The organism is Rhodospirillales bacterium (assembly GCA_028824295.1).
Lineage (GTDB): Bacteria > Pseudomonadota > Alphaproteobacteria > TMED109 > TMED109 > VXPW01.
The window spans coordinates 1-26,012 of sequence record JAPPED010000031.1; the positions used below are offsets into that span (position 1 = coordinate 1).

Annotated in this window: 22 protein-coding genes; 17 read left to right on the top strand and 5 right to left on the bottom strand. The window is 61.4% G+C overall.

Features of this window, described 5'->3' with window-relative positions; all coding sequences use genetic code 11:
* Positions 1–248: 248 nt before the first annotated feature.
* From OXH60_12465 to OXH60_12520, 12 genes are all read left to right on the top strand, one after another.
* Positions 249–1,184: a LysR family transcriptional regulator gene (locus OXH60_12465; protein ID MDE0712932.1), complete on the top strand. Its 936-nt coding sequence runs from the start codon at positions 249–251 to the stop codon at positions 1,182–1,184.
* Positions 1,185–1,438: 254 nt separating this feature from the next.
* Complete coding sequence (locus OXH60_12470; GenBank protein ID MDE0712933.1) at positions 1,439–2,230, top strand: zinc ribbon domain-containing protein; 792 nt, start codon at positions 1,439–1,441, stop codon at positions 2,228–2,230.
* A gap of 227 nt (positions 2,231–2,457) precedes the next feature.
* A complete protein-coding gene (locus OXH60_12475) occupies positions 2,458–2,862 on the top strand; it encodes an MbcA/ParS/Xre antitoxin family protein (GenBank protein ID MDE0712934.1) in 405 nt (134 codons plus the stop codon).
* Positions 2,859–3,554, top strand: a complete 696-nt coding sequence (locus OXH60_12480; GenBank protein ID MDE0712935.1) for an RES family NAD+ phosphorylase — start codon at positions 2,859–2,861, stop codon at positions 3,552–3,554. The genes OXH60_12475 and OXH60_12480 overlap by 4 nt, the downstream gene beginning before the upstream one ends.
* 359 nt (positions 3,555–3,913) lie before the next feature.
* A complete protein-coding gene (locus tag OXH60_12485; protein MDE0712936.1) occupies positions 3,914–5,083 on the top strand; it encodes a tyrosine-type recombinase/integrase in 1,170 nt (389 codons plus the stop codon).
* Between the two features lie 315 nt (positions 5,084–5,398).
* Positions 5,399–6,532: an ATP-binding protein gene (locus tag OXH60_12490; GenBank protein ID MDE0712937.1), complete on the top strand. Its 1,134-nt coding sequence runs from the start codon at positions 5,399–5,401 to the stop codon at positions 6,530–6,532.
* Positions 6,532–8,754: a S8 family peptidase gene (locus OXH60_12495; protein ID MDE0712938.1), complete on the top strand. Its 2,223-nt coding sequence runs from the start codon at positions 6,532–6,534 to the stop codon at positions 8,752–8,754. The genes OXH60_12490 and OXH60_12495 overlap by 1 nt, the downstream gene beginning before the upstream one ends.
* Before the next feature lie 668 nt (positions 8,755–9,422).
* Positions 9,423–9,653: a hypothetical protein gene (locus tag OXH60_12500; protein MDE0712939.1), complete on the top strand. Its 231-nt coding sequence runs from the start codon at positions 9,423–9,425 to the stop codon at positions 9,651–9,653.
* Between the two features lie 1,213 nt (positions 9,654–10,866).
* Positions 10,867–11,289: a response regulator gene (locus tag OXH60_12505; protein MDE0712940.1), complete on the top strand. Its 423-nt coding sequence runs from the start codon at positions 10,867–10,869 to the stop codon at positions 11,287–11,289.
* Positions 11,290–11,371: 82 nt separating this feature from the next.
* Positions 11,372–12,115, top strand: coding sequence for a response regulator (locus OXH60_12510; protein ID MDE0712941.1), 744 nt, complete (start codon positions 11,372–11,374; stop codon positions 12,113–12,115).
* A 111-nt stretch (positions 12,116–12,226) separates the two neighbouring features.
* The gene (locus tag OXH60_12515; protein MDE0712942.1) at positions 12,227–13,834 is read left to right on the top strand and encodes a HAMP domain-containing sensor histidine kinase; all 1,608 of its coding nucleotides are present in this window, start codon (positions 12,227–12,229) and stop codon (positions 13,832–13,834) included.
* Positions 13,835–14,940: 1,106 nt separating this feature from the next.
* Positions 14,941–15,141 carry a hypothetical protein gene (locus OXH60_12520; protein MDE0712943.1) on the top strand — a complete coding sequence of 67 codons (201 nt, stop codon included), beginning with the start codon at positions 14,941–14,943 and terminating at the stop codon, positions 15,139–15,141.
* A gap of 638 nt (positions 15,142–15,779) precedes the next feature.
* Here OXH60_12520 and OXH60_12525 read toward each other — a convergent pair.
* Positions 15,780–16,112 (bottom strand): hypothetical protein, encoded by a 333-nt coding sequence (locus OXH60_12525; GenBank protein MDE0712944.1) that lies wholly within the window; start codon positions 16,110–16,112, stop codon positions 15,780–15,782.
* 466 nt (positions 16,113–16,578) lie between these two features.
* On the opposite strand from OXH60_12525, the gene OXH60_12530 reads away from it, so the two are divergent.
* Positions 16,579–17,169, top strand: coding sequence for a DUF433 domain-containing protein (locus OXH60_12530; protein ID MDE0712945.1), 591 nt, complete (start codon positions 16,579–16,581; stop codon positions 17,167–17,169).
* 20 nt (positions 17,170–17,189) lie between these two features.
* Positions 17,190–17,576, top strand: coding sequence for a DUF5615 family PIN-like protein (locus OXH60_12535; protein MDE0712946.1), 387 nt, complete (start codon positions 17,190–17,192; stop codon positions 17,574–17,576).
* Between the two features lie 566 nt (positions 17,577–18,142).
* On the opposite strand, the gene OXH60_12540 is transcribed toward OXH60_12535, so the two are convergent.
* Positions 18,143–18,883, bottom strand: a complete 741-nt coding sequence (locus OXH60_12540) for a hypothetical protein (protein ID MDE0712947.1) — start codon at positions 18,881–18,883, stop codon at positions 18,143–18,145.
* 688 nt (positions 18,884–19,571) lie between these two features.
* Here OXH60_12540 and OXH60_12545 point away from each other — a divergent pair.
* Positions 19,572–20,075 (top strand): hypothetical protein, encoded by a 504-nt coding sequence (locus OXH60_12545; protein MDE0712948.1) that lies wholly within the window; start codon positions 19,572–19,574, stop codon positions 20,073–20,075.
* On the opposite strand, the gene OXH60_12550 is transcribed toward OXH60_12545, so the two are convergent.
* Positions 20,021–22,966, bottom strand: a complete 2,946-nt coding sequence (locus tag OXH60_12550) for a TonB-dependent receptor (protein MDE0712949.1) — start codon at positions 22,964–22,966, stop codon at positions 20,021–20,023. The genes OXH60_12545 and OXH60_12550 overlap by 55 nt on opposite strands.
* On the bottom strand, positions 22,959–23,195 hold the full coding sequence (locus OXH60_12555; GenBank protein ID MDE0712950.1) for a hypothetical protein: 237 nt from the start codon (positions 23,193–23,195) through the stop codon (positions 22,959–22,961). The genes OXH60_12550 and OXH60_12555 overlap by 8 nt, the downstream gene beginning before the upstream one ends.
* 732 nt (positions 23,196–23,927) lie before the next feature.
* Between OXH60_12555 and OXH60_12560 the strand changes: the two genes are divergently transcribed.
* Together OXH60_12560 and OXH60_12565 are read left to right on the top strand one after the other, a co-directional pair.
* Positions 23,928–24,122 carry a hypothetical protein gene (locus OXH60_12560; protein MDE0712951.1) on the top strand — a complete coding sequence of 65 codons (195 nt, stop codon included), beginning with the start codon at positions 23,928–23,930 and terminating at the stop codon, positions 24,120–24,122.
* 148 nt (positions 24,123–24,270) lie between these two features.
* Entirely contained in the window at positions 24,271–25,365 is a 1,095-nt protein-coding gene (locus tag OXH60_12565) for a DUF3500 domain-containing protein (protein ID MDE0712952.1), read from the top strand.
* Positions 25,366–25,393: 28 nt separating this feature from the next.
* Here OXH60_12565 and OXH60_12570 read toward each other — a convergent pair whose 3' ends face one another.
* The gene (locus OXH60_12570; GenBank protein ID MDE0712953.1) at positions 25,394–25,813 is read right to left on the bottom strand and encodes a transposase; all 420 of its coding nucleotides are present in this window, start codon (positions 25,811–25,813) and stop codon (positions 25,394–25,396) included.
* Between the last annotated feature and the right edge of the window lie 199 nt (positions 25,814–26,012).

Consider the following 26,012-nt stretch of genomic DNA (forward strand, 5'->3'; position numbering starts at 1 on the left):
CCGGCGCCCGCGTCCGCCAGAACCCCCGGTCCCATAAGGCGAAGCTATCCGCGCGATAGGAAAACGCTCTTGGACACCGCTCGTGGCTGCCTACATGTCGTGATCGGGTACACCTGCGCAGGGGTGACGACCAGAGAGAGGCAGGCGGACGGCAGACAGCATGGGACACTGCGGGAGACAAACACGGCAGAAAGCGGTCCGCCCGCCCGGGCCGCAGCCCGGGCGTCCGGAGCCCAGGGCGCGCTGACATGTTCGAGCGGCGCAGCGACCTGGTCCGGCTTCTCGCCGTGGCGGACGCGGAACGGATCGTCGCGGCCGCCGACCGGCTCGCCATGACCCAGCCCGCGCTCAGCCGCATCCTCGCCCGCCTGGAGAAGGAGTTCGGCGGGCGTCTGTTCGAGCGCATCCCCGACGGCGTGCGCCCCACCCGGCTCGGCACCCTGGTCGTCGGGCACGCGCGCCGCATCGTGCGCGACATCGAGCACGGCGAGGAAGCGGTGGCGGCGGAGCACGCCGGGCGTACCGGGCGCTTCCGTGTCACCGCGGCACCCGTCTGGATGCAGGCCGTCGTCACGCCCGCCGTCCGGGCGTTCCACGCCGCCTTTCCCGAGGTCGAGCTGAAGCTCCGCACGGTCCCGTGGCGCAAGGGCGTCAGGCTCCTCGCCGACGGCCGTACCGACCTGCACTGCGGCGGGATCGACACCGGCGAGGCCCTGCCGGCGCACCTTCGGCGCGACCGCTTCCTCGGCGTGACCGCCGGCATTGTCGCCGCCCGCGATCACCCCCTTCACGCCGCCAGGCCCGAGCCCCGCGACCTCGCCGACTGGCCGTGGATCGACCTCGACGGGCCGGCCAGGGTGGGCAACGGCGGGCTGCCGTCCCTGGTCGCGGTCTTCGACGAGCTGCACCGCCAGACCGGCCGGCGCGTGCGCGCGGTCATCCGCGCCGGCTCGGCCGGCGTGGCACTGCTGGCCGAAGGGCCGTGGCTCGCCTGGCTGCCGCTCGAGCTGATCGACCGCCTACCCGGGGCGCCGCTGGAGGCCCTGCCCCTGACGTTCGGCCGGCGCCGCTACCGCACCGGCTTCGTCGTCCGCCGCGCGGCCGAGGACCTGGAGCCGTTCCGCGCGCTCAAGCACGTGGTGCACGCGGCCGTCCTCGGGCGCCCCATCGGGCCGCCCGAATAGAGCGGGGAGCCCAAAGCCCTACAGAGCCTCGCGCTCCGCCCAAGAGTGCGGGAGCGGGCCGGAATCAGAGGTGACGGCTGACCGTTCGGCCCCGGCGCCGGCGAACCCGCCGTATTCAACGCAGCTCTTCGGGGAGGCGCGGTAGCAGGCAGCGAAGGTGCTCGAGCAGCTGCCGGTACATGCCCGGTTCGCGGAGGCTCATGCCCCGGGCCCTCTCGGAGTGGTGCCGCTCCGTCTGCCTGAGCGCGGTCCGGGTGGTCGACGACGCGCTGTGGAAGGCGGTGAAGCACCGCCAGGGCGAGATCACGGAGCAATACGCCACCGTCATCGAGGCGACACAGTCCGCGCGCGCCAACCGTCTGAACGGCGCCCACCGTCCCCGCCACCTGCTTTCGGGCCTGCTCGAATGCGGCGTCTGCGGCGGCCCCTATCCCATGCGCGGCCTGGACCGCTACGGCTGCTCCAACCACATCATGACCGGCACCTGCTCGAACGGCCGGGGCATCCGCCGCTCGGTCATCGAAGAGCGGGTTCTGTCAGGTCTGAAGGACAGGCTGATGGCGCCGGAGGCGGCCGCCGAGGCGATGCGGGCCTGGGCCGAGGAGACCAACCGGATCAATCGCGAGCGCCGCGCCTCGGGCGCGAGCGATCGCAAGGAGCTGGCCGGGGTCGAGAAAAAGATCGCATCCATGATCGCGGTGATCGAGGACGGCGGCTACGTGCGGGGCATGGTGGACCGGCTGCGCGAACTGGAAGCGCGCCAGGGCGAGCTGAACGAGCGGCTGTCGGCCTCTCCCGCCGATCTCCCGGACATCCACCCCAACATTGCGGACGTATACCGGCGCAAGGTGGCGCGACTGGCCGAGGCGCTGGACCATCCGGAGGATCGCGAAGCTACGGCGTCGGCCATCCGCGGCCTGATCGAGCGCATCGTGCTCACCCCGAGCGAGAAATGGGCCGAGATGGACGCCGTGCTGCACGGTGATCTCGGCGCGATCCTCGAACGGGCCGGAAGCGGTCGCGAAAACGGGAAGACCGACATTTGATCGAAATTTTGGTCCGAATGGCAGCACCTCTTTGAAATACTGCAGTTTAAAGCGGAAGATACATGCAGGCGCCTAGGAGACGAACCAACTTGGCCTGAGCGCTACTTCCCCGGCCGACGAACACGCCAGCGTTTTGTGCCCCCCATGTGAGGGCTCCTTTATTCCGACCTTGCGGATAGTACATAAATAGACAATATTTCTATATTGAAACATTTATGGATTTTATCATGGCTGAACAAGCACGTCTGGCAACCTCGTTTGACCGGAAGGGACTCTCCGGCCCGGCGTTGCGCACCTTCTTTCGCATCGCGGATCTCTGGAACCTCTCGGTGGAGGAACAGATGACCTTGCTCGGGCTGACCGCCCGATCGACCTTCTTCAAGTGGAAGAAGGATACGAACGCCGTTCTGCCGAAGGATACGTTGGAGCGCATTTCCTACATTCTGGGCATCTACAAGGCGCTTCAGCTTCTGCTCCCCGACGAAAAGGCGGCCGACGAATGGGTGAGGCGTCCGAACGCAGCGCCGCTGTTCGCTGGTCGGCCGGCTCTCGACCGGATGCTCTCCGGCCAAGTGGCGGATCTCTTCGTCGTACGGCAATACCTCGACGCACAGCGGGGTGGCTGGGCATGACGTTGCCAATCGCGCGTATCGAATGGAAGCCGTGCTGGCGAATCATCCCCAGCCGGTTTCCGCCGGTCCAGCTCTTCGAGCGCGTGACCGATCCAACCGACCTCGAAGCGGTTTTCGAGTTGGAGGCTCTGACCAATCCCCGGCTTCGAAACGAGGCCGGCGAAATTGAACTCGTGCCGCCGGAAGATCGCATAAGCGGGCCCGGGACCACCGTCATCATGGCAGCCTTCACCCATCTGAACCCGAACGGCAGCCGGTTCTCGGATGGCACTTACGGTGTCTTCTATGCCGCGAACGGCCTCGACACGGCCATTGCCGAGACAAAACACCATCGCGAGCAGTTCCTGAGCGCCACGGCCCAGGCTCGCATGGAACTGGACATACGGGTCTATCAGGTCGACCTCGACGGGGATCTGCATGACCTGCGCGGCCGGATGGCCGACCAGCCGCTTGTCTATCACGATGACAACTACGCCGCGGGCCAGCATCTGGCGAGAACGCTGCGTGAGGCCGGGTCGAACGGGATTACCTATGACAGCGTCCGGCATGCACCGGGCGAATGTGTCGCCGTGTTCCGGCCTCCCCTTCTCTCCAACGCCCGACAGGAGCGGCACCTCTGCTACGTATGGAACGGCGAGAAGATTGAAACCGTTTATGAGAAATGCGACATCGGCGAAGATGGCCGGTTTTGATCTCGCTGCGAGGTGTTTGCTAACGCGCAGTTGCAACGCGTCGGCTTGGAGCCGTAGACCCGAGAAATACCGGGACGAGGGAATCGATAAATAGAGAAGGCATGGGCCGGATTTGAACATAAGACCTTCAGGTTATGAGTTTGCCTAGAGACCTGCCGACATACCCCGACGCGTTTTCTCTCCCGACCTCCAAACATCGACAATATCACGAAAATACAGTGTGTTGCCGTGACTTGCAAGACCCTCGTTCGCCGACAAGCCGAGACGTGCCTTACCGCCAATTTTGATTCCCAGTGCTTCCCATGCGCTTCCCAGCGTGATAGGATGCTTCCCATGATCGAGCGAACCGGGGGGACGCCGTGCCGGCAGAGATCAAGATCACCAAGCGCGCCATCGACCGGCTCAAGACCGACGGAACGGATCGCTTCTACTGGGACCGAGAGCTGCCGGGCTTCGGTGTGCGCGTCCGTGCCTCCGGCCGCAAGTTCTTCGTCGCCCAGTACCGCGCCAAGGGCCGGACGCGCCGCATGACCCTCGGACCCGTCACGGCCTTCGCGCCGGAAGAGGCGCGCCGGCGCGCCATGGCCCTCCTCTCCGAGGCCAAGGGCGGCGGCGACCCGGCCGCACAGCGCGACGCCGACCGCAAGGCTGCGACCGTGAAGGCCCTTGGGGAGCGGTTTCTCGACGAGTATGTTCCCGCCCACTGCAAGCCCAGCACGGCCTACGAGTACCGCCGTTCGGTCGAGCTCTTCATCGATCCCAGAATCGGCCGCCGCAAGGTGGCGGAAATCCAGAGAAGCGACATCGCCGAGCTGCACCACGGCCTGCGCAAGACGCCCTACCAGGCCAACCGCACGCTCGGCGTGCTCTCGAAGATGTTCAACCTCGCCGAGATGTGGGGCCTGCGACCCGACGGCTCGAACCCTTGCCTCCACGTCAAGCGGTTCAAGGAAGAGAAGCGGGAGCGCTTCCTGAGCGCCGAGGAGTTCCAGCGCCTGGGCGCGGTTCTCGACGAAATCCTTGAGGACGGCTCCGAGACCTGCTCGGCGGTCGCGGCCATCCGGCTGCTGATGCTCACGGGCTGCCGGCTCTCCGAAGTCCAGACGCTGCGTTGGGAGCATGTCGATCTGGAGGCCGGCGAGCTTCGCTTGCCCGACACCAAGACCGGCGGGCGCGCCGTGCCGCTGGCGCCCTCGGCGGTGCGGCTCATGGAGTCACTATCGCGCGAAGAGGACAATCCGTGGGTGATCGCCGGCAAGAAGCCCGGCAGCCACCTCACCGACCTTCAGCACCCGTGGCGCCGCATCCGGGCGCGTGCCGAACTCGACGACGTCCGCATCCATGACCTTCGCCACTCCTTTGCCTCCCGCGCGCTGGCACTCGGCGAGGGGCTCCCGATGATCGGCAAGCTGCTCGGTCACACCCAGGTGCAGACAACCGCCCGCTACGCCCACCTTGCCCGAGATACCGTGAAAGCCTCCGCGGCGCGGACCGGCGACAGCATCGACAACGATCTGGATGTCGCCTAAGGCTCCGCTTTCACGCCACCCTGCTATCTGCCAGTTGCACCCGAAGGCTTGTGAATTTGGTTGGGCTGTCGGCGACTTCCCGCAGCGTGGCCATGCGCCAGCTGTGGAGTCCCTGCTGCCATGTCCTCTCATGGTCTACTCGAACCACATGCCGACGTGTTCGATGGTTCAGGGTAGCCCTGTCGTATCCGCGCATTCCTCCTTCACCGCTGACACGTCTAGGACAGGCGTAAGCGATACTTTGGACGATTCTGACATTATCTCTTGCATTTTCGTCCACTGTGTGCCACCTTCTAGTTTAGGGAGGAACGGCTCATGGGGCTCACGATGGAAGAATTGGATGATCTTGAAAAGAATTTCGTCCATTTGGCGAGAGTCGCTCTCTCTGAGCGGAGTCAAGATGTGCAGGCTTTCCTGTACCGAATTGCTAAGCGAAAGGAAACCAGTGCGGAACTGTCATCCGCGCTGGTCCAGCTCCTTCGCAAGAACCCTACGCGCTCAACGCCCTTGCGGCGCGACAGCGCAGCAGCCGTGCCAGCTGACATGGATTCGCGCTTCCAGCTTCTTCGCGTAGAGCAGGACCCGAATCTGCCGAGCGAGCCAGTCTATGTCGAGTCCGTCCGCCAGACCCTCGACCGTCTGGTCGAAGAACGTCGCAACGTGCAGTCACTTCTGCAGGCGAGTCTGCAACCAACTGGCACGGTCCTCTTCACCGGCCCGCCAGGGGTTGGAAAGACACTCGCCGCGCGTTGGATTGCCCGCGCCGTGGACCTTCCGTTGCTGATTCTCGATCTCTCCGCTGTCATGAGCAGTTATCTAGGCCGTACCGGCGCAAATCTTCGCCATGTTCTTGACTACGCGAAGTCTATAGATTGCGTTCTGCTGCTTGACGAACTGGATGCTATCGCAAAACGACGGGATGATGCAGGTGAAATAGGTGAATTGAAGCGTTTGGTGACCGTGCTCCTGCAGCAATTGGACGACTGGCCATCCTCTGGCTTATTGATCGCAGCCACCAATCACTCCGAATTGCTTGACCCGGCCGTGTGGCGAAGGTTCGAGCAACTGATTGATTTCCCACTCCCGGATCAAGAAAGCGTCCATGCGTACCTGCATCGCCTCTTTTGTGAGATAGCCCCAAACGAAACCCAGTGGACGGATGTACTTTCCTTGTCCTTGGCTGGCCGTTCGTTTGGCGATATCGAACGAGACATCACCAATGCACGGCGCTCTGCAGCATTAAATGGACAAGAACTCGGCCACCATCTCATCAATCTTGTCACCACACAACATTGCTCTAAGTCTGAGCAAATCGAAGTTGCCGTTCGACTTGTAGAGAATGGACTGGCCACGCAACGCAAGGCGCACGAACTGACCGGTATCGCAAGAGACACTATTCGTGTGCATATGCGAAAAACTCCTAACGCCACGGTGATGGGCAAAGACTGATGGCACAACATAATTTCCTTCTGGGTAAGGGTGAACGACTAACGACCGACATCAGCATGAAGTCGGGCGGCGGCCCCAAACAAGCACCCTACACCTTCACCGAAGCCCGCCGACGCCTTGCGCCGATGGTCGCGAGAACGGCGGCGACGATAGATGATCTACCCCCGGAAGCCTGTCCCGGAGATCAAGCGGTTATCTCCCTCACGCTGAACCCGGAGTACATAGCGAAGTCTTACTTTCCTTCAGAGCTTTTGCACGATATCGGAATAGATGTCGTCGGTAGCCGACCCCGAAGAACGACGCCCGAAAAACGCTCTCGGGGACGAGAGGTTGTCGAAACCCTGACAACCGAATTGTTCGCCAAGGGGACGCGATCGACGATAAGAGCATGGAGCGAATCCTTGCCCGACTGGCATCTCGCTCATCGCGGTGCGAATGAACTCATTTCCATTGAAGAGGTCGCGGCACCTTCAGCGAGAGACAAGATCAAGGGACAACTACCTGATCTTGGCCGTGTAGCACTCGAAACAGTTATCCACGCCAGTGAGTTAGAAGCACATACATACATGCTGCAAGCTTTCGCTTCATATCTGGAGTGGTGTGGTATCGAAGCGGAGTTTGGTCGCCGATTCTTTGCTAGAGGTCTCTGTTTCCTTGAACTAGACGCGCCAGTCGAACGTACCACCGAAATCGCTGCTTTCACTGCACTCCGGGCGCTTAGGAAAATGCCCGACCTCCGGGTCTTGCGGCCGACCATCCGATCCGAAGGTATGCCAACCACTGCATTTCAGCTTCCTGACGAGCCGCCGGTTTCAGATGATGTGCGCGTCGCTGTCTTTGATGGAGGCATCCCTGACGACCATCCTCTCACGGAATGGGTAGTCCCGCGTGACATCCCGGGAATGAAAGACGCTACAGGAGAGTTCCTATCTCACGGTGTCGGAGTAACGTCCGCGGCGCTTTTCGGACATATCGATCCCCGGACCCCGCTGCCGAGACCCTATGCCTATATTGACCACCACCGGGTGCTCGACGACGCGCCCGGCCAAGACCCTCATGAACTCTACCAAGTGCTCGATCGGATCGACAACATTCTCTCGAGCCATGAATACGACTTCGTCAGTTTGAGCCTTGGACCCCGACTGCCCATTCAGGATGACGACGTACACGCGTGGACGGCTGTTCTTGACGATCGCCTATCTCGAGTCTCGTCCCTAGCGATGATCGCTGTCGGCAATGACGGTGAAGGCGACGCATTGCTCGGTCTCGACCGTGTCCAAGTACCTTCCGATTGCGTGAATGCACTGGCCATAGGCGCATGTGATACTCCGGGCTTTAACTGGAAGCGTGCATCGTACAGCTCGAAAGGACCTGGCCGCAGTCCGGGCCTAGTCAAACCCGATCTTGTCGACTTCGGAGGCGACATCAGTCGCCCATTTGTAGTTCTGGCCCATGACTCACAACCGACGCTGACCACCACTGGAGGAACTTCCTTTGCCACACCCAGCGTTATGCGCCTCGCAACTGGTGTGCGGGCTCATTTCGGAGCCAGCTTGAATCACCTAGCTATTCGCGCGTTGCTCGTCCACACCTGTGAAACCGCAGAGTACGATCACAAAGAAATTGGCTGGGGCCGTGTTGCCAGAAACCTCAATGACATAGTTTTGTGTGACGACGACACCGTACGAGTTGTCTACCAAGGAGAGATATCGCCGGCAAAATACGTCCGCGCCGCTATTCCGGTCCCGACCGGTTCGCTGCAGGGTATTGTTTCGATTAGGGGAACTATCTGTTATAAGTCTCAGACGGATCCACATCATCCCGGGAATTACACTCGCGCGGGACTGGAAGTCACGTTCCGACCCCATGATGGCAAGTTTTCGCGTGACGAACAAATCCATGCGAATTCCTCTCGGTTTTTCGGAACTGCTCTGCCGGGCGCTACGGAAGAGGAACTGAGACGTGATGCTTGGAAGTGGGAAAATTGTCTGCATGCTGAAGTGCGGAAACGGGGAAATTCGCTACAGAATCCATGCTTTGATATCCACTATAACGCGCGCCTGGAGGGTCGGAATTTCTCTCCAGGAGAAAAACTCAAGTACGCCATGGTAGTGACTGTCCAGGCAAAACGTGTGCCTGATCTGTATAATCAAATCGTCCGACAATACGCCACACAGATTGAACCCCTTCGACCAATTCTCGAAATACCCATAAGAACGTAACTACCTATGGTCTGACCCACATGACCAGCCCCGATCGATTGGTCCACTCGTAATGTTAGTGCCGAGCGGGCTTCCCGAACAAGCGACACAATTTCGCCTACAGCCCAGACGTCGTAGGGAGACGGCTGAACGGGAATGACGACCTGATCGGAGGCCAAGATCGCCGAACGGGCGAGGTCGTTAACGCGGGGCGGGCTGTCGGTCACCTTGTGCCGGTAGTTCGCGCCGTGGGCGGGCGCGTCATTGTGCAAGTTGGCCTTTGGGATTCCGACAACCGGAAATCAGGCGTTTCTTTCGCGACTGGCAGCTCAGTCGAAGGTGCCCGCCTGCGGTTCTGCGTCGATCAAGAGCACGCTGCTGCCGCACCATGTGAAGGCGGCGGCGAGATGCACGGCAGCGTGGTTTTGCCCACACCGCCCTTCTGGTTAAGGACTGACAGAATCCTCGTGTAGCCGCTTTTGCGCTTTTGCGACTTTAAGGTGTTTGGACGCAACTGCGAGGCTCGTTTGGCTTAGCTGACCGAAAACCCTCGTTCGCGGGGGCAGGCCAACACCGTTTGCCATTAGCCGGCGCTTCAGGGCGCTGCATAGTTGTTCAGCGACTGTTCAGCGGCATCGTGCAAGCTCTCGTCGATCGTCACACCAACCCCCGTCGGAGGTTCTTTAATCGTGACCAAGCATCGTGTCTTCACCAAGAGTGCGGTTGCCGCAGCGCTGGTTTCGGCCACCCTTGTTAGCACCGCTCCGGCGCAGGCGGGCCCCGCCGCTGCTGCAGGAGTGGCTCTCTACACCGCTGAAGTGTGCGGGCCAGCCACCGTCGCCACTGGGCCGTGGGGCTTGCTGTGCTTCGCCGGCGGCGGACTTCTCAGCGTCATCACTGTCTTCGCACCGACACCTTAGGTGCTAGGAGGTGCCGGACCACCAGGAGAGCTCCTCCCGCTCCTGGTTGTCCGGTACGCCAGCGCTGCACGTCGCCCGGCGGGGCTGTTCAGCGACTGTTCAGCGGCATGGTGCAGGCTTCTTGGACCATCCATCACGCCAGCCCTCGGGAGCTTCTCTGATGACTGCCAGACACTGTTCCTCCACCAAGAGCAAGGCGGCGCTCGCGACGGCGCTGGTTTCGGCCGCCCTGCTGAGTTCCGCATCGGCACAGGCCGGAAGAGAGGCCGTTGTAGTGACGGAGTTTGGGCTTCAGGACCCTTGTGGCCTGATTGGTTCGATTCTTTCGCCTCCTTCGCCTCTTTTGCCTCCAGCAAGCCTCGCTGAGATGTGTGGGTGGACGCCTTTCGGCCCATCGCCGCATGACCCGCTTCCACCGCTGCCAGCCCCGGATACCATGACTTGGCGCCCCCTTTAGTAGTGGACTGCGCCAGGCGACGGGAAGGGGAGCGGCTTGCTGCCATTCAACATCATGGGAATCTTCCGATGGCTGCCTAATGCTGTTCTTTTCTAGGATGAGGACCGCCACTGCAGCAGCAGTGGTTTCTGCTGCCCTCATCGGGGCCATTCCGGCGCAGGCGGGGCCACCCGTGACGCCGATAATGACGCAGACAATCAGGGATATGCTTGCTCATTGTGACTGGGCTGCCGTTTTCGCCCGGGATCGTTGCAGCTTAGTGTGCGCTACCGAATCTTGTAGCCTGTCAACAGTAGATGAGGTCTGTTTTGGGGAAAGCCCGCGGCTTGTGACGGGCTACATCCCTTGTCTGATACCTTCCCTTGGGTTGATATGGCTGCTGCCAATGGCGACGGCAATGTGACTTTCTGATAATGACGCGGGACTTTAGATCACCCTACGACGCTGTAAGAGAAAAAACAGGAGCTTGAAGATGCGTATCTTGAAGACCTTGCGCGGCAGGGCATTGGCGACGCGGCGGGGCGTGACGATTGGGGCTGTAATCACGGCCTTGGCGGCCGGGCTGGCGTCTCTTCTCCCGACATCCACCAGCGGGGCATGGATATGTAGCGAGTACGACGCCGCTACGTGGGTTGTTAACAACTATCGAGGTGTGCAAGTACTCAATGTGTTTTATGATCCCGGAAGGAACACGTTTTGGGTGCGTGTGGTCGATCAATACGGGAATGTCAGTGACATTCCCGTTGGCAGGAACTGTTGAAGATCCCTGAAACGGCAATGCGCGCACTAGTGGTTGAGGATAGTGTGCGGGAGCAAAACCGGCTGCGTCTGGTCTTGAGCCAGATGGGGTTTGACGTGGACGTAACATCCAACAAACACGATGCCCTTCGTCAGGGCAGAGAGCGCCTTTATGATGTGGCCATCGTGGACCTCCAGTTGGATACGTTGCCGGGAGGAGACTTGAGAGGCATTGAGGTGATTGCTGAATTATGTCAGGCAGCGAGGGGATTCCCCATTATCGTTTGGACGAATCAATCAGGCTGGGAACCGGAATTGAAGGCCCATGAAGCCGGCGCTGCGGCTTATCTGCGCAAATCGCCAAATGCGGCGTCTTTGCAAGAATGTGTACGCTCCCTGGTTGCTTGTGGGTCCGATAAACGGCTGTCCCGCGGCAAATGATTGTACCTGCCCAGATGCCCGATTGGCGGAAGCTCCGCCTCACGACGGCTAATCCGGGTGTATTCGGATGCGGTAGAACACCATGAGCGTGCGAATATTGCTGGTAGAAGACAACCCGCGATGGAGACAAAGGCTGAAAGACAGCATCCTAGTCGACGGTATCGCCGCCGTCGACGTGGCAGAGAACGACATTCAAGGCTTCGCGCTGGGATGCGACAACAATTACGCGGCCATCGTTGTGGATCTTCATTTGGGGGGGCCCGCGCAAGAACTTAAAGGACTGAAGTTAATCCAGAAACTAACGGAAGAGGGCCACGGTTCCAGCATCATCATTCTCTCGGGTTATTTTGACCCGGAGACCATCATTGCGGGATACGATGTAGGGGCGCTTTGCTTTCTGGAAAAAGAGAGCACCATTGAAAATACACTCCGTAAATTCAAGGCGGCCTTACGGTCTCACATTTATAAATTTGTGGATCCTCCTCAGCCCCCTCTAGAAAATGATGAGGAACGGCAGGAACGAGGCGGTTTTATTTTTGACCGTATCGAGAATAAAGTTTACGTGTGCGGGCTCGCGGGAGAAGACGAGATCGAGGTGACATTTTCTCGCTCTGGCTGTCTGGAGGTTTTGGAATTTCTTATGCGGAACAGCGATCCTGTCACGAAGGAGAAGATCAGTCAAGAATGTGAAAGCATAAGTGAAGGGAGCGTGGAGCGTTATATATCCGAGACAAGGAAGGCATTTAAGGCCGTCAATCCTGAATTCGACCCCATTCGCACCGTAAAGACGGATAGCGGGCAAACAGGATATAAGATCGCACCGTAGCCAGCGGCGGTAGCTTCGAGCTACGCCTTACCGTCCTTGTTGGCCTGAATGAGGCGTGTCCGGCTATAGTTATAGAAGGTCACAGCCTCGGTCCATGGGCGCGAGATGCGGATGGCAGCAAAAGGACGGAACCCGCAAGCCACGACGGCAGGCAGAACCCTGCACGACCAAATTACATTGTCGGTATTTTTGGTCTCGCTATTGCTGCTTGTGTTGTTTTGCGGAATTGTCGTGTACCTGTTTGAGAGATTTGCTTTCCAAGACGTCCGACAGGAACAGGGCCACTGGGCTGTAGTGATCGCTAACAAAATAGGCTTTGAAGAGGTAACGCCCACATTCGTAGAGGAGGGGGCGGCTCAACAAGCCGATCCCAGTCAGCGCGATTATTCCCGGGCCGATCTGGACCGTGTCTTGTCCGGGGCTGAACTGGAAGACGCTTTAACCCCACTTCGCCCGGCTATGATTTCGCAAGTGCCGATGGGGAGCGGCATTATCAAGCACCAAGGCTGTGTTCTAGATGGCTCCGAGGTGCTATGGCATTCATCGTGGGGCGCAAAAGAGCTGTGTGAAAGAATTGCTGTACGGCCTGCAGACTGCCGCTCGGTGAAGGCCGAGGCGATTTTTTCGGAGGTTTGTTATCTACAGCACGAAGACATCCGGCAGAAAGAGGGCGATACACAGGTTCGGGCATTCTATGAGGCACGCCAGGACGTGTGGCGGGGCCAAGTGCTAACAGTTCGTGTTCTGACGGAACAAACCGCGTACCGTGAAATGGTCTCGAGTGTTTGGACGGCGGGTCTCGTGGCGGCTCTCGGAGCTGCTGCGTTGATTATGGTCGGTATACATTTGGTTTTGATCGCCCAACTGGAACCCCTGCGTCGATTTAGAGAAGACGTAAGGAATCTTTGGGCTGGCAACGTTGATGAAATAAACGCTAGTGGCCGCCCTAGAGAGTTATCGTTGCTAGCCAAGGTTCTTGAAGGATTTGTCTCCTATCAGCGGCACCTCCGGTTAAACATCCTTCACCAATCGTCGCAGCTCGCCAGATCGATGCAGCACCATACAAAAAACATTGCAGAGTACGCGGATGCACCAAGGAAAAAAGAGTCGTTGACGGCTGAAGAGCATGAATATCTTCTCGCGATGTACAAGGAGACAGAAAGCGCTGTTAATAGTTACGTGGAAAGAATATCCACTGTAGCAGGTAAAGGGATATCGCTGCAGAGTTCTTCAAATCCTGTGCCTGTGGATGTCGCACTGATAGCATCCAGCCTTGGTAAGGCGGCGCGGAATCATCAAGATTATTTGGGAAAATATCTTGACATACAGGTACCGAAGAAAGCTCGAGTGTTGTGCGAAAGCCTTCCTGAAGCGCACCTGAAGGAAATAGTCCATGAGCTGCTGAGGAATGCTGGTAAATACTTGAAAAGCAAGGCCCGTATCTGCGTAGAGCGGGTTGACGATATGATTCGGATCACAGTAGAGGATGACGGCCCGGGATTTCCAGAAAACGATCGCGAGCGACTCTGCGAGTGGGGCTACCGGGGAGAGCAGGCCAAGCCCGAGGGTTCAGGCATCGGACTGCATTCCGTGCACTGGGGTGCAAACTTAGGAAAGGGCCGAGTCGAGTTAGGCGATAGCCAAGATCTAAAGGGGGCGCGCGTAATTGTGGAATTGCCCGCCGTCGATCGAAGAGAAGCTGCGCACGAGCATAAGTGACCGGGGGCCCGCTAGAAGGCTAGGAGATGCTCGCGCCGGGACGGAGGCGGAAAACCGCGGACTACGTTGATCCCTGCCTGGCGTCAAAGCCTTACAGACCAATGACGGCAGCAACGGGGATGACAATGGGGCACAGGGACGGGGACAAGATGAGGCAAGTGGCGATGGTCAGCACTGCGAGTGTCCTTTGGTTGGGCTGATGTGGGTGCCCCCAGATGATCTGGAGGCGCCCGATCGGGAGGAATTTTGGGGCTTGTTGGGGTCAAATGGTAGAACCGGCGTCAAACCCTTAGAGACCGAACGGCACAGTCACCGGGACAATCGGGCAAAGCACCGGGAAAAGGATGCAAACAGGGATGCTGAACATTGGGTTTCTCCTTATCTTGGAGATGGAAATTGTGGTTGCGTAGCGCGGATGAAGGCGTCGCGACAAAGAAAGTAGCGGCGGTCGCTGAACAGGCCCTGAACGCCGGGAAACCAGCTGCAGCGCTCGAAGCGTGAGCCAATCAACGAAGATCTCCAACGGTCTGTTGGTGTATGAACCGACAAAGCGAGTGAAGGTTCCCGTCCGTCTGTTATGATTTCCGACCGAGCGAGGGGAGCTGTTTAGGGCGACGGCGCGCTGGTAGGTCGTCGCGGTGATGGCGGCCGCGGGGCTCTCCGGGCTGCAGGCCTACCCCAAGAGGTTCCGGCACGGCCTTGGAATTGCGGCCGTCACGGCCGGGGGTGCCGCTGCCGACGATCGCGGCTGTGCTCGGCCACGCCTACATCGCGACCACGGCAACTTACACAACCTTGGTCGGGGTCGAGGCGCGGGGATTTCTCGCGCGGATGCGGGCGGCTGGGTAAGCCAAGCTGCATTACTCGCACTTTCCGCGTTTTCCCACTTTTCTTCGTCTTCGTCATAAGTGCGTTGGATGCTTCACAGAAGGGGCCGCACGTCGGCGGCAATGCCTACGCAGGGCGCGGCGTGAAACAGGGCTATTGTGAAATTTGTGGTTTCCGATTCCTATCTTCCTTAGGAGCGTTTGTTCAGCGACTGTTCAGCGTCCAAGTGCAAAGTCCTGTTGTCGCCACCGCCACCGGTGGTCTAGGAGAAAAATCCAATGCGTAAGTTTCTCTTCTGCTCGGCTCCCGTAGTTGCCGTTCTTGTCACTGCCGCCAGCCCCGCGGCCGCCCTCGACCCTGGGGCAGCAGCGTTGGGACTAACGGGCATTGCTGTCGGCGCTGCTGCTGCCGGCATGTTGGTTGCCGCGCCTATCGCGGCCGGAGCTGCGATCATTGCCGCAGGTATAGCCATCTTCTGATCGGAGCAATTACTGAAGTCTATGCCGTTTCAAGAGGAAGGAGAGCCCCTCTCCTCCCTTTCTTGGCCGCTGCGGAGCCCAAACAGGCTCAAGCTCGTGCCGCCGTACGGTCTCTGTGGCCTGCGTTAAGCGCCAGAATACTTGGCGTCGACCTTGCGTTTGATCGCCTCGATTCGGTCGATCTCCTCCTGTGAAGGCCCGTCGTAGCCATTGTCGCTCTTTGTTGCCCCGCTCGGCGCGAGGTTTCGACTGGTTCTCGGCGTAGCCGGCACAGAAGGTACGAAAGCGCCGCTTGGCGCGGCGCTTGTGAGGCCCGTGCGTTGTAGCTTTTCTGGCGACTTGGGCGTCCCGTCACGCCGTCGCGGCCGCCGCGAGGCGGCGGTGTGACGGCGCCGGAGCGGGCGTACATCGGCCGATCGAGCGTGCCGCGACGGCCGGCTTCCGGTCGCGGGGCAAGCGTCACCGTGCCGGGTCTGTCCCGGCGGGCGTCGATGCGGTCGGCGGGGTCGGGGCTACCCGGTGTCGACGAACGGCTGGACCAGCGAGCGCATCAGCCGGGGCTGTCCAGCCCGGACGTGGCCGAGCGAGCTGGCCATCATGACGGCGATGGTGAGCCCGATGCGCGTCTGCTTGCGGGCCTAGCCGCGCACGAAGTGCCGCTCGAGGCCGAAGTCCTGGTTGACCCGGCCTGTAGCTTCGCTCGAGAGCGGCGCGGAGGCGGTATTCCGGGCACCACGACGGGCTGCCGTGCAGGGTCGGCTGAAGATCCGCACGATTCGCCCGTACCGCCTAGCCGTGCGTCCGGCGCGGCGGCGGCAGTGCGCGCAACCGGCGCAGACCTCGCCCCCGGCCGCCGCCGGACAACGGCACTTGAGCGTGTCGCGATCCGCTTCGAACCCCTGGAAGGTCATGCGCCGCTCGGGCCCGGTCTCGGGGCAGACGCAGCGCACCTCGCCCTGCTCCGTGTACACGATGCTGTCCGCCCGCCCGGGATCCACACTGCCGCGACGGCAGAAAGAAAGGTCCGCGATCCAGAATTGATTGATTTCTAGCCAGCGACCTGATGCCTGCGTCCGTTCCACAATCTGCGTCAGCTTGCAGGCCGGTGCTCCGACTACCGACCCGCGGAATAGCAACCCGCCTACCCGGCCAACCCGCCCATACGTTTTTCACTGTCGTTGCCCCGGATCTCGTGTTGACTTTGTGTTGACTCTTCCAGATATGCCACCCTGCAGGGAATCGAAAAGTCCTTGAAACTTCAAATAGTTTCGAGGGCTTCTCTTGGTTGCGGGGGCAGGATTTGAACCTGCGACCTTCAGGTTAGGAGAATGCCCAAATGCACTTGCCTCGCTTGCTTCCCCGTCCTTCCTCCCCTCGATTTCCGTCTTGCGATCCGGGGGCACAGCCGTATATTAATCCCCCCAAGGGAACGATTATATGCCGCTGACTGCCGACCTGACCATCCGCGAGACCGCGGCGCTTTCCGGAGTGCCGAAGGCAACGATCGAGAAGGCCATCGAGGTCCGGGTCTTGCGCACCCTCCCTGCCCCACCGCGCTTTCGCGGCGGGGCAAGGCGATACCTCCCGATCCAAGCGGTCGCCTATTTCCGTTCCCTCAAGGAAGCTGATCTCGCGGGCCTCCCGACGCGGCACAAGCGAACAATTTGGAGGGAGATCGTTCGCTCCGAACCCATGCGACTGGCAGCCATCGAGTTTGCACCTGGCACGGTGCTTGACCTCGAGCGCCTCGCCGCCGGCTGCCTGCGCTACGCCGTACATTACAAGAATGCGCGTGATCGCCACATTGCATCGGACCCGGACATCCTCGGTGGCACGCCGGTCATCATCGGCACCCGACTCACGGTCTATGCGGTCCTCGGACGATTGCAGGACGGTGATTCCGTCGACGATCTTGCGGAAGACTATCCGGAGGTTCCGCGGGAGGCCTTCATGGCCGCCGAGCTGTACGCCAAGGCACACCCGCTTCGAGGCCGGCCGTCCGGCAGACCCTGGCGTCAAGCGAACTGAGAAGCTGCCGCAGCGATACCGTGCGGCTATTTCTCGACGAGTGCATCTCGCCCGCCATCGCCCGAGCTCTCAACACCGAAGGAGACCACGTCGCCATGCACCCGCGCGACTTTGGCGGTTTAGGTGCGCCGGATCATGAGGTGCTTGCACGCTGCACCGAACACGATCTCGTTCTCGTTACCGAAAACGCTCACGACTTTCGCGCGTTGATCGCCACGCAATCCATCCAACCTGGCCTCATTGTGCTGCCTTGCGTGGGCCGCGCACGTTCGGAGGCGCTGCCGCGCGCGGCCATCGACTTCCTGTCAGAACGCGGCGACCCGATGGACGTCATGGTCAACCACGTGCTCGAAGTATCCACGGAACCGACTATGCAGCTCTACCCGTTGTCTGACGGGGTACGGTGATCGATCCACTGGATTGCCACCCTTGCAGGCGCGCCGGCTGGACCGGAGGCCAACACCCTACGGAACAGCGAGACCGGCGGGGCTAACTTTTGCTTCCACGGATTCAGAACTGCTTCATCTCCGTCATAGAGCGCGACCTGATGCTGCGTCCGTCCCTGACCAAGCGACTCGTCAACCACGCACAGCCGGACGATGTGGCGGGATTGGACGTGGACGTGCTGAATCTGTTCGAAGCTTGAACGGACTGCACCGTCGCAGGATTTACGTGGTGCGGACCGACGGCGGGGCAATCGTGAAGGGGGCGGCGAGGCGGAGCCGGGCGGGAAATGCGGCACCATAGATCTCCCCTGAGTATCGGGACCTTGCGGCGCAGTATGCCGGGGCTGGTGCGGTCGTGAGGCACCACCTCGTCCGCCCAAATTTACCGCGACCGGTAGTGCAACGAATCCGGTCTGCGTTTCTGCCATTCGCAACGACCTGCCTAGCGAGCCCTGAGCGTGAACCACCTGACTGTGAACCTGAGCGCGGAATGCTGGCCTCGGAGTGCAGTCGATCTACCAAGTCGGTCAGTTGTCAGGAAACATTTTCAGCTGTTCCCTATATTTATAAAGCAACGCCCCAGTAGTAATTGTTTTGTCAGCCCCAGCATCCAACGCGGCGCGCACCGCGTCATCACCTTCTTCTTTGCCAATAGCTAAAGACAGTTCAATGTTTGGGTCATTGATTCCCAACTCTTTCAAGTACTGCATTTTGTCAAGAAAATGCGCCTGTTCTTCTTGCGCATCACTACTCTGGCTAACAAAAGCAGCAATTACAGGATTCCCCATTCTGTTTTTCGACATGCTCGCAATCAAATCCATTAAGTCTGCACTATAGCTAGAAATTTGCCTTATGTCTTCCTCGCGCAGGTCATAAAACATTAGCTCAACATCTGCAGCCTTCCTTGCTGCTGGGTGAGCATCTGTTGCGATGGAGAGTTCGGCTAGATAAAGGAAGAATAATCTCCACGGTTCATCTGTTTTGCCTATCCTGTCGGCCTCAGAGCTTTGCTCGTCAACCCAGACGTAATAGGCGAGACCGGTTGGACTCGTTAGGAAATTGGAGATCGCTTTTGTTTCAGATGAAATATCGACGGAATCTCTTGTGCTGGTAGCATACGCGCCCTTGTGCATGATGCTTCTCAGCGACGAAAGTAATATCGCTGTATCAGACTTTACCTGCTGCTGCGCCTGATAGTCACTGGTGGAAACTTTGTAATGTGCTCGCGTCACATAAATTGCAATAAGGACGCTGACGATTATGCCCAAGGGTGTCATTGCGAGTGACAGGACTTGGTAACTTGTCAGTGATTGCTCCTAATGCCTGCATGTCCGTTCAGGGGCTGCGCTACAGGACGAACTTTTGCCTCTGACTTTCAATATCTGGCGTCACAACCCGGCTCATGACTGCAGAATATGGTAGCAGATCAGCGTACGCCGCCCACCACATATGAAGTCAACGCCATGCCGTGTCTCTGCCTACGGGCCGGGCCGTGACCGGGACGAAGTTGCCGAGCACTGGGGCGGGATGAATGCGATCCGCCGGGTGCCCGCATCAACGCGCTCATGGCCGCGACAGCCAAGGCCAATGGTCTGATCCTCGTGACCCGCAACGTCGCTGATGTGGCGGGATTGGACGTGGACGTGCTGAATCCGTTCGAAGCTTGAACGGACTGCACCGCCGCAGGGTTTACGTGGTGCGGACCAACGGCGGGGCAATCGTGAAGGGGGCGGCGAGGCGGAGCCGGGCGGGTAATGCAGACATGTGCGGCGAAGGAAGGTCAGTACTTATCGGTCATCGATGATGCCAGGTAGGTCACATAGGGAATTCAATCCCCGCTCCCCGTTCCCCCGACAATTGTGCTTTCAACTGCCGTCCGGCGAGGCGCCCATATTGTCCCGGATTTTCGACAATGTCACCGTCATCATCCCTTAGCCAAAGAATGGACGTCTCACCTTGTCCGTCATAAGCGACATAGCCGAGTTGCATCATGGCCTGCGCAAGACGCCCTACCAAGCCAACCGCACGTTGGGCGCGCTCTCGAAGATGTTCAATCTCGTGGAAGCCTGGGGCCTGTGCACGGACGGCGGAAATCCCTGCCGCTTCGTACAGACGTACAAGGAGAAGCGGCGGGAGCGGTTCCTGCCCGAGGAGGAGTTTGCGCGGCTCGGCCGGGTGCTGGTCGAGGTCGAGACCGAAGGTGCGGAGACGCCGGTGGCCGCCTGCGGGCGGTGGCTCGTGAACGCGATTCGCCTCGGCGCTCCCGTGGCGGTCCCCGAAATTGCGGACTACGAAGTCCAGCGAGAACTCATCAGGACGTGTCGGAGCGCCGGCATCGCGGCTCGGCGCTCTCATCGGGCAGATCGAATTCCTGCCCATCCGAACCCCGGCCATGCGCCGTCCTGTCAGGAGGTCTCGATACTCAACACGACGAATGCGTACCGGCCCAAGGCGTCATAGAGACCGGGAAAGGTGTTGCCGTTGCCGGACGCGAAACCATCGGCCGCCACGCCGGCGATCGGCGGGGCCCGGTCGAACAGGTTGTTGATCCCGAAGCGCAGGCTGGCCGAATCGCTGAAGTCCCAGACGGCGGAGAGGTCGAAGTAGTGCCGGGCGCCGAGATCGAGCCCGGCGGGGCTCGGGTCCTCGACGCGGCTGACGTACCGCCACCCGAGCGCGGGTTGCAACTGCCAGGGGGTCAGCCAGGTCAGGCGCAGGTTGTTCCGAAACTCCGGATTGGGCGAGCCGCAGGTGGGCCCCCACTTGCCAGCGCAATTGAACGTGGGTGAACCAGGCGAGGCCTGGGCTTCGGTCCTGGCGGCAATGGCAAGCACATTGCTGACGTCCAGGCGGCCCCAGTCGCCGAGGTCGAGGCGGTAGTTTGCCGTGAGGTCATATCCCTCCACCTTCACGATGGCCAGGTTGTCCAGGACCGCCACGACGTGGCCGCTGTCCTCGATGTCGGAGCCCAGCCAGAGATCGCCGCTCCGGCCGCGCCTCACCTTGGCGCACTGCGACGTGTTGCCGTCCAGGCACTGGTTCAGGATGAAGGCCGGCCCCACCATGCCGATCGCATCCCTGACCTCGATCGCGTAGTAGTCGAGGCTGAGGGTCAGGCCGTCGATCACGGACGGCGTCCAGACGAACCCGTAGGTGACGGTGTCGGATTCCTCGGGCGCGAGATCGGGGTTTCCGCCCACGAGGAGGTGGTACTGGTTGGCGGGCGAGTGCTCGATGTGGCCGAACTGGGTGGCCGTCACGCCGCTCCGGGCGCACTCCTCGAAGGTGCGGCCGGCCGCTGTCGTGCCGTCGGTGACCGGACCGCCGCACGGGTCGGCGGCCATGTCGAACAGGCCGAGGGTCTGCGGCAGGAATCGTTCGCGGAGGCCGGGTCCGCGGAGCGCCTGCTGCACGCTGGCGCGCACGCGGAAGTCGGAATTGACGGCCCAGCCCGCGCGGAGCCCGAACGTGTCGGTCTGCGTGCCGTAGTCGTAATCGGAACGGCGGTACCCGCCGTGCAGCACCACTTCGTCCGCGTACGCGGCGTCGTGGACCACCGGGATCCCCGCCTCCACAAAGAGCTCCCTGACCCCGATCTCGCCGCTGACGGGGTGACGGGCGGCGCCCTGGCTGGCGCCGTCATCGCTGCGGTACGCCTCGTCCGGGTTGTATTCCAGGCGTTCACTCCGGTACTCAGCGCCGATCACCACGTCCGGACCCGTAACCGCGAATGGCGATCGGATGCCGTAGTCGCCGAGATTGCCGGTCACGTGTCCGGACACGGTCGTTTGCTCCGTGAACCCGCGGGACGACAGGGGAAGCGTCAGGTAGTCGAGCATCGGCTGCGTCACCGCCCCTTCCCGAAAAATGTTCCAGGGCACGCAGGCCGGGTCGGAGCCGTCCAGCGCCGAACGGCACACGATCTGTCCCGTGGCGGGATCCCGAACCGCGTCGAGGGCGCGCTCAATTCGGGAAACCGACAGGTCATTCCGGTACTCCTCCTCCATCTCCACCCTGGCGCGGAGGTAGTACAGGTCATACTGCCAGCGGTCGGTGAGGTCCCCCCGCAGGCCGACCAGGCCCCGGTAGGAGGTGTGGCGGAAATCGTCCTGGCGCGGCCCCCCCTCGACGTTGCGCCGCCCGATGAACACCGTCTGCTCGTCGTCGGGCGTCAAGCCGTAGCGGCCGCAGAGGAGCTCGAACTGCTGCGGGGACAGGAACGCGTTGCCGCAGCCCAGCGAATTCGTCACGAAGAACGTGCCGGAGGGCGCGATCTGCGCCACCGAGCGGTTGTCCATGAACATGAGTTCGGTGTAGGCCTGAGCGCGGTCGTTGACGTCGAAGTCAGCCAGCAGGCCGGCGGTCCATCGCTTGTCCGGCCGCTGGAAGTAGTTGGACGGGCCGTAGTTGAAGGTGGCGCCTTCCCGGGGCACGAACCGGTCGCCCTCCACCGTGTAGTCGAAGCTGTCCAGACCCTGCAGCGCCAGGATGCCGAAATCCGAGAAGGTGCCCTGCGCCTGCGTGGCCGAGCCGGTACACGCGGTGAGGTCGTTGCTCAGTGCACACGAGCTGTAGTCCCGGCTGCCCTGCAACACGGCCGCGATGTCGCGGTAGGTCGCGTAGGCCGTGACGTGGCCGCGGCCAGCGGCGAAGGCGCTCCCCACGATCAGCGAGGCATTCGCGATGTCTCCGTCCCGCACGGAACCGTCGGCCGGCCGGTAGCCGGCGTCGCGCACGACGTCCTGCCACCGCGTGTCGTCGTTGTCGTGCTGGTACTGGCTCAGCTGGTAGGTCAGTCGGACGCCCTCAAAGTCGTCCATCAGGTGGAAATTGATGACCCCGGCGACGGCGTCGGAGCCGTAGGTGGCCGAGGCGCCGCCGGTCAGCACGTCGACGGATTCGATGAGGGCGCCGGGAATCTGGTTGATGTCCGCGCCGGCCCCGCCCTGCAGCGGCGAGCCGGGCGGGAGGCGCCGGCCGTTGACCAGCACCAGCGACCGCTCCGCCCCCAGCCCGCGCAGATTCACCGTGGCCGTGCCGGTGGCGCCGTTCGACTGGCTCGAGTTCTGGAACGAGAACACCTGCGGGAGGCGGCTCAGCGCGTCCTCCACCCGGACGGTGCCCTGCGACAGCAGATCCTCCGCCCGGGTCCGAACCAACGGGCTCGCACTGGTCAGCTCGGGATTCGGAATCCGCGTCCCGGTCACCACGATGTCCGCCAGTTCCAGTTCCTGCGCCGGGGGATCGGCGCCGGGCTCTCCGTCGTCGGCGATTGCGGGGATGGCGGCTTCGGCCAGCAGCAAGATGCAGACGGCCATGGCCAGGCCGATTCGTTCAATTGGTCTAGGCATCGTGTTTCCCTCGTCGATCAACTGCGACCCCGGCGCGCCTCGGGCGCCCGCACCGGAAAGCGGTGCGGAGCCTGGGCTCGATCTCGGGGAGGGCGGCGCGGAAGGCGTAAACGGCGGGCCCGACGACGGCCGGGAACCGGGCCGGGTCGCTGCGCCGTTCGACCATGTCGGTGCTTTGTCGTGCCGCCGCGTCTCGCAGGATCCCGTTGTTTCCCATTCCGATCACCATCCGGACGTAGTCTCCGGCCGCAGCCCTGTCATGCGGGCTTACCCGGGAAATGGTGACGGCCGGCCACGGTGTCCAAGACCGTTTTCTTGTCGGCTGGATAACATTGGCTGATGGTTCTTGTTGGGCGGATAGCGTCAGCTGATGGAGCCGTGGGATGGGCCGGGATCCGGCAAGCGCCGGCGCTCGCGGGCGACGGTTGCGGAGCGGTCAGTGCCCTAATGAATGGCGCCGGCTTGCTCCCGATCGGGGCGCACCGGTGGTGTCGCTATCGGCAATGGCCGCAGCCACGCCGGCGGCCACGACGCGAGTCTCCCGGTTGCGCGTGGTCCGGCCGCGCCCGGCGATCAGAATCAACGGGTCCAAAGATCGGCCGCAGCGACGTACGATAGAGGTCGCTCCGCGCGACCACTTCACCGGCTGGACGCCGGGCCTGCGCGAGGAGAGCCCGCCCTCGTCGTCAGTTTCCGGATGTTTCCCCCAACGCCGGATACGGAAGCGAGCGTCTTCGTCCCGGTGCCCTGACCCACAGCCCATTACGCCGTGGCTGCAGCTGACTTTGTTCGGCCTTGCGCCTTCACCCTGACGCCTCACGCACAGCTTGCCTGCCGCCGCTTCCCGATCGCTGTACTGCCGAACCCACGGCCATGGCTGGCGGCCGCCCGACGATCTTCAGGGGCCTGACCGGCGGGTGACGTTCGCACGGCGCTTCTCTCTCACTTAACCCAGAAAAGCGTGGAGCAGCATCCCGATCACCAGGCCGCCCATGACGGCGACCGCGGCAAAGGCAACTTTGGTCGGGACGAAGCGCAGAACGACCGCAGACTGCCGCAAGGGCGCCGCGAGAGGGAGTTCGCGGCTCTAATCGATGAAGAAGCTGCACAAATCGAGGCCATTTGCAAAGAGGTCTTTGACGATGGCGGTGGCTGATCGTCCACATGAACGATCCACGCGAAATCAACGCGTGTACACACCTCTTCTTTATTGGCAAGAATTTCGAACGCCTGGGCGACCTGACCGCCCACATCGCAACCGAAAATGGACCGATGGAATCTGCGAGACTGGATCCATGAAACGCGTGCTGATCTACCTGCTCGGTGCAGCGATTGTCGTTGCCGCAGTCTTCCTCGGCCTGTTGTTTCGCCCCGATATTGCTGCGCAGATCTTTTTTGGCGCGGCTCCTGCACCGGTGGAGATGAACCTCAGGCCCACTCACGATGTGCCGGTGCCGGATGAGAAGTCCGCGGCCATTGTCGCGGCCGCCAGGGTCTTTCTGGAATCGCTGGACGCCGATCAGAGACAGGCGGCGACGTATCAGTTTACCGACAACGCACAGCGCTCAAACTGGTCCAACTTCCCTGAGGGCATGGTGCCGCGCGGTGGCGTGAAACTCGGTGCGCTCTCGGCATTGCAGCGGGAGAACCTCGACAGGCTACTCGGGGAACTTCTGAGTGAGGACGGCGTCAGAAACATCATTTGGCAGTTGGCCGCGGAAGACCTGCTGGTCTTGGGAGACGTGTTCGGCGTCATGAAATACGGCAGTGAACACTATTGCGCCGCATTTCTCGGTGAACCGTCCACTACGGAGCCCTGGATGTTCCAGTTCGGCGGACACCATCTCGCGATCAACGCCACCGTATTCGGGCCGAACGTCTCCTTTTCGCCGATGCTGACCGGCGGCCAGCCGCTGCATCTGCGCCACGATGGTGACGACGTCTTCATTACGCAGAGGGAGACTGCGGCGGCGCAAGCGTTCATGGATAGCCTGACGGACGAACAGAGAGGACAAGCCGTTCGAGCTGAGAAGCCCATCGACCTCCTGCTGGGGCCCGGAAAGTACGGCGCGACCGTCGCGCCGGAAGGCATCAGGGGCAGCGAACTGACCACGGTGCAGAGAACGCTGCTCCTGGAGGTGATCGAGTCCCGCCTGCGTTTCTTCAACGATGACGACTATGCCGAACGCATGAAGACCGTGGTGGCTGAGATCGACGACACGTACTTTGGCTGGTGGGGGCAGCAGGACGTCATGGGCGCCGTGTATTTCCGCGTGACCAGCCCGTCCCTGGTGCTCGAATACGCCTCGCAAGACGACGACGGCACCGCGGATCACGCGCACAGCATGTATCGCAAGCTTGACAACGACTACGGCGCCGCGTGGATCGGTGCCGAGTAGATGGGGCTTATATCGATTACTTGACAGCTTACGCTGCCAGCCTCCGATCCGTTTCACGGGTCGTCGGGGTCGCTGAATGCGATCGCCCCTCGCCGTGCAGCCGCGCCAGTCCCCGACGCCGGATATTGCGGGCCGCGTTCAGGTCCGCGTGGCCGCAGGCCACGCACTCGAAACTCGCCCGGCTGCGGCGCGAGGCCGCGTTCTCGTGGCTGCACGCCGCACAGGTCCGACTGGTGTGGGCCGGGTCCACCGCGACCAGCCGGGGCGCCTTGTAAGCCAGCATCGTCCGGAGACCGCCCCAGCCCGTCGCCAGGATCCCGCGGTTCAGGCCGGCCTTCTGCCGGACGTTCCGGCCGGGCGCCGCCATTGTGCCCCTCGCCGATGCCGTCATCGCGCGCGTCCGCAATGCCTCGAGCACCACCGTGCCCCCGGCCAGCGACTGGCTCACGTGGTGCTGCCAGTCTCGCCTGACACCCGACAAGTGCCAGGTCGAAACGACCTCGGCAGGTCTATAGGTAATTGCGTATATAAATCCCTAACGTATACTGATGTTCTCATGACAACCGGAAGAAGCCCTGCGTTGCCCAGGCAACTTGAAACCGGACGCACTCTCGACCTCGGCGCCGAGCGCCGGTTCCGCCCGGCCG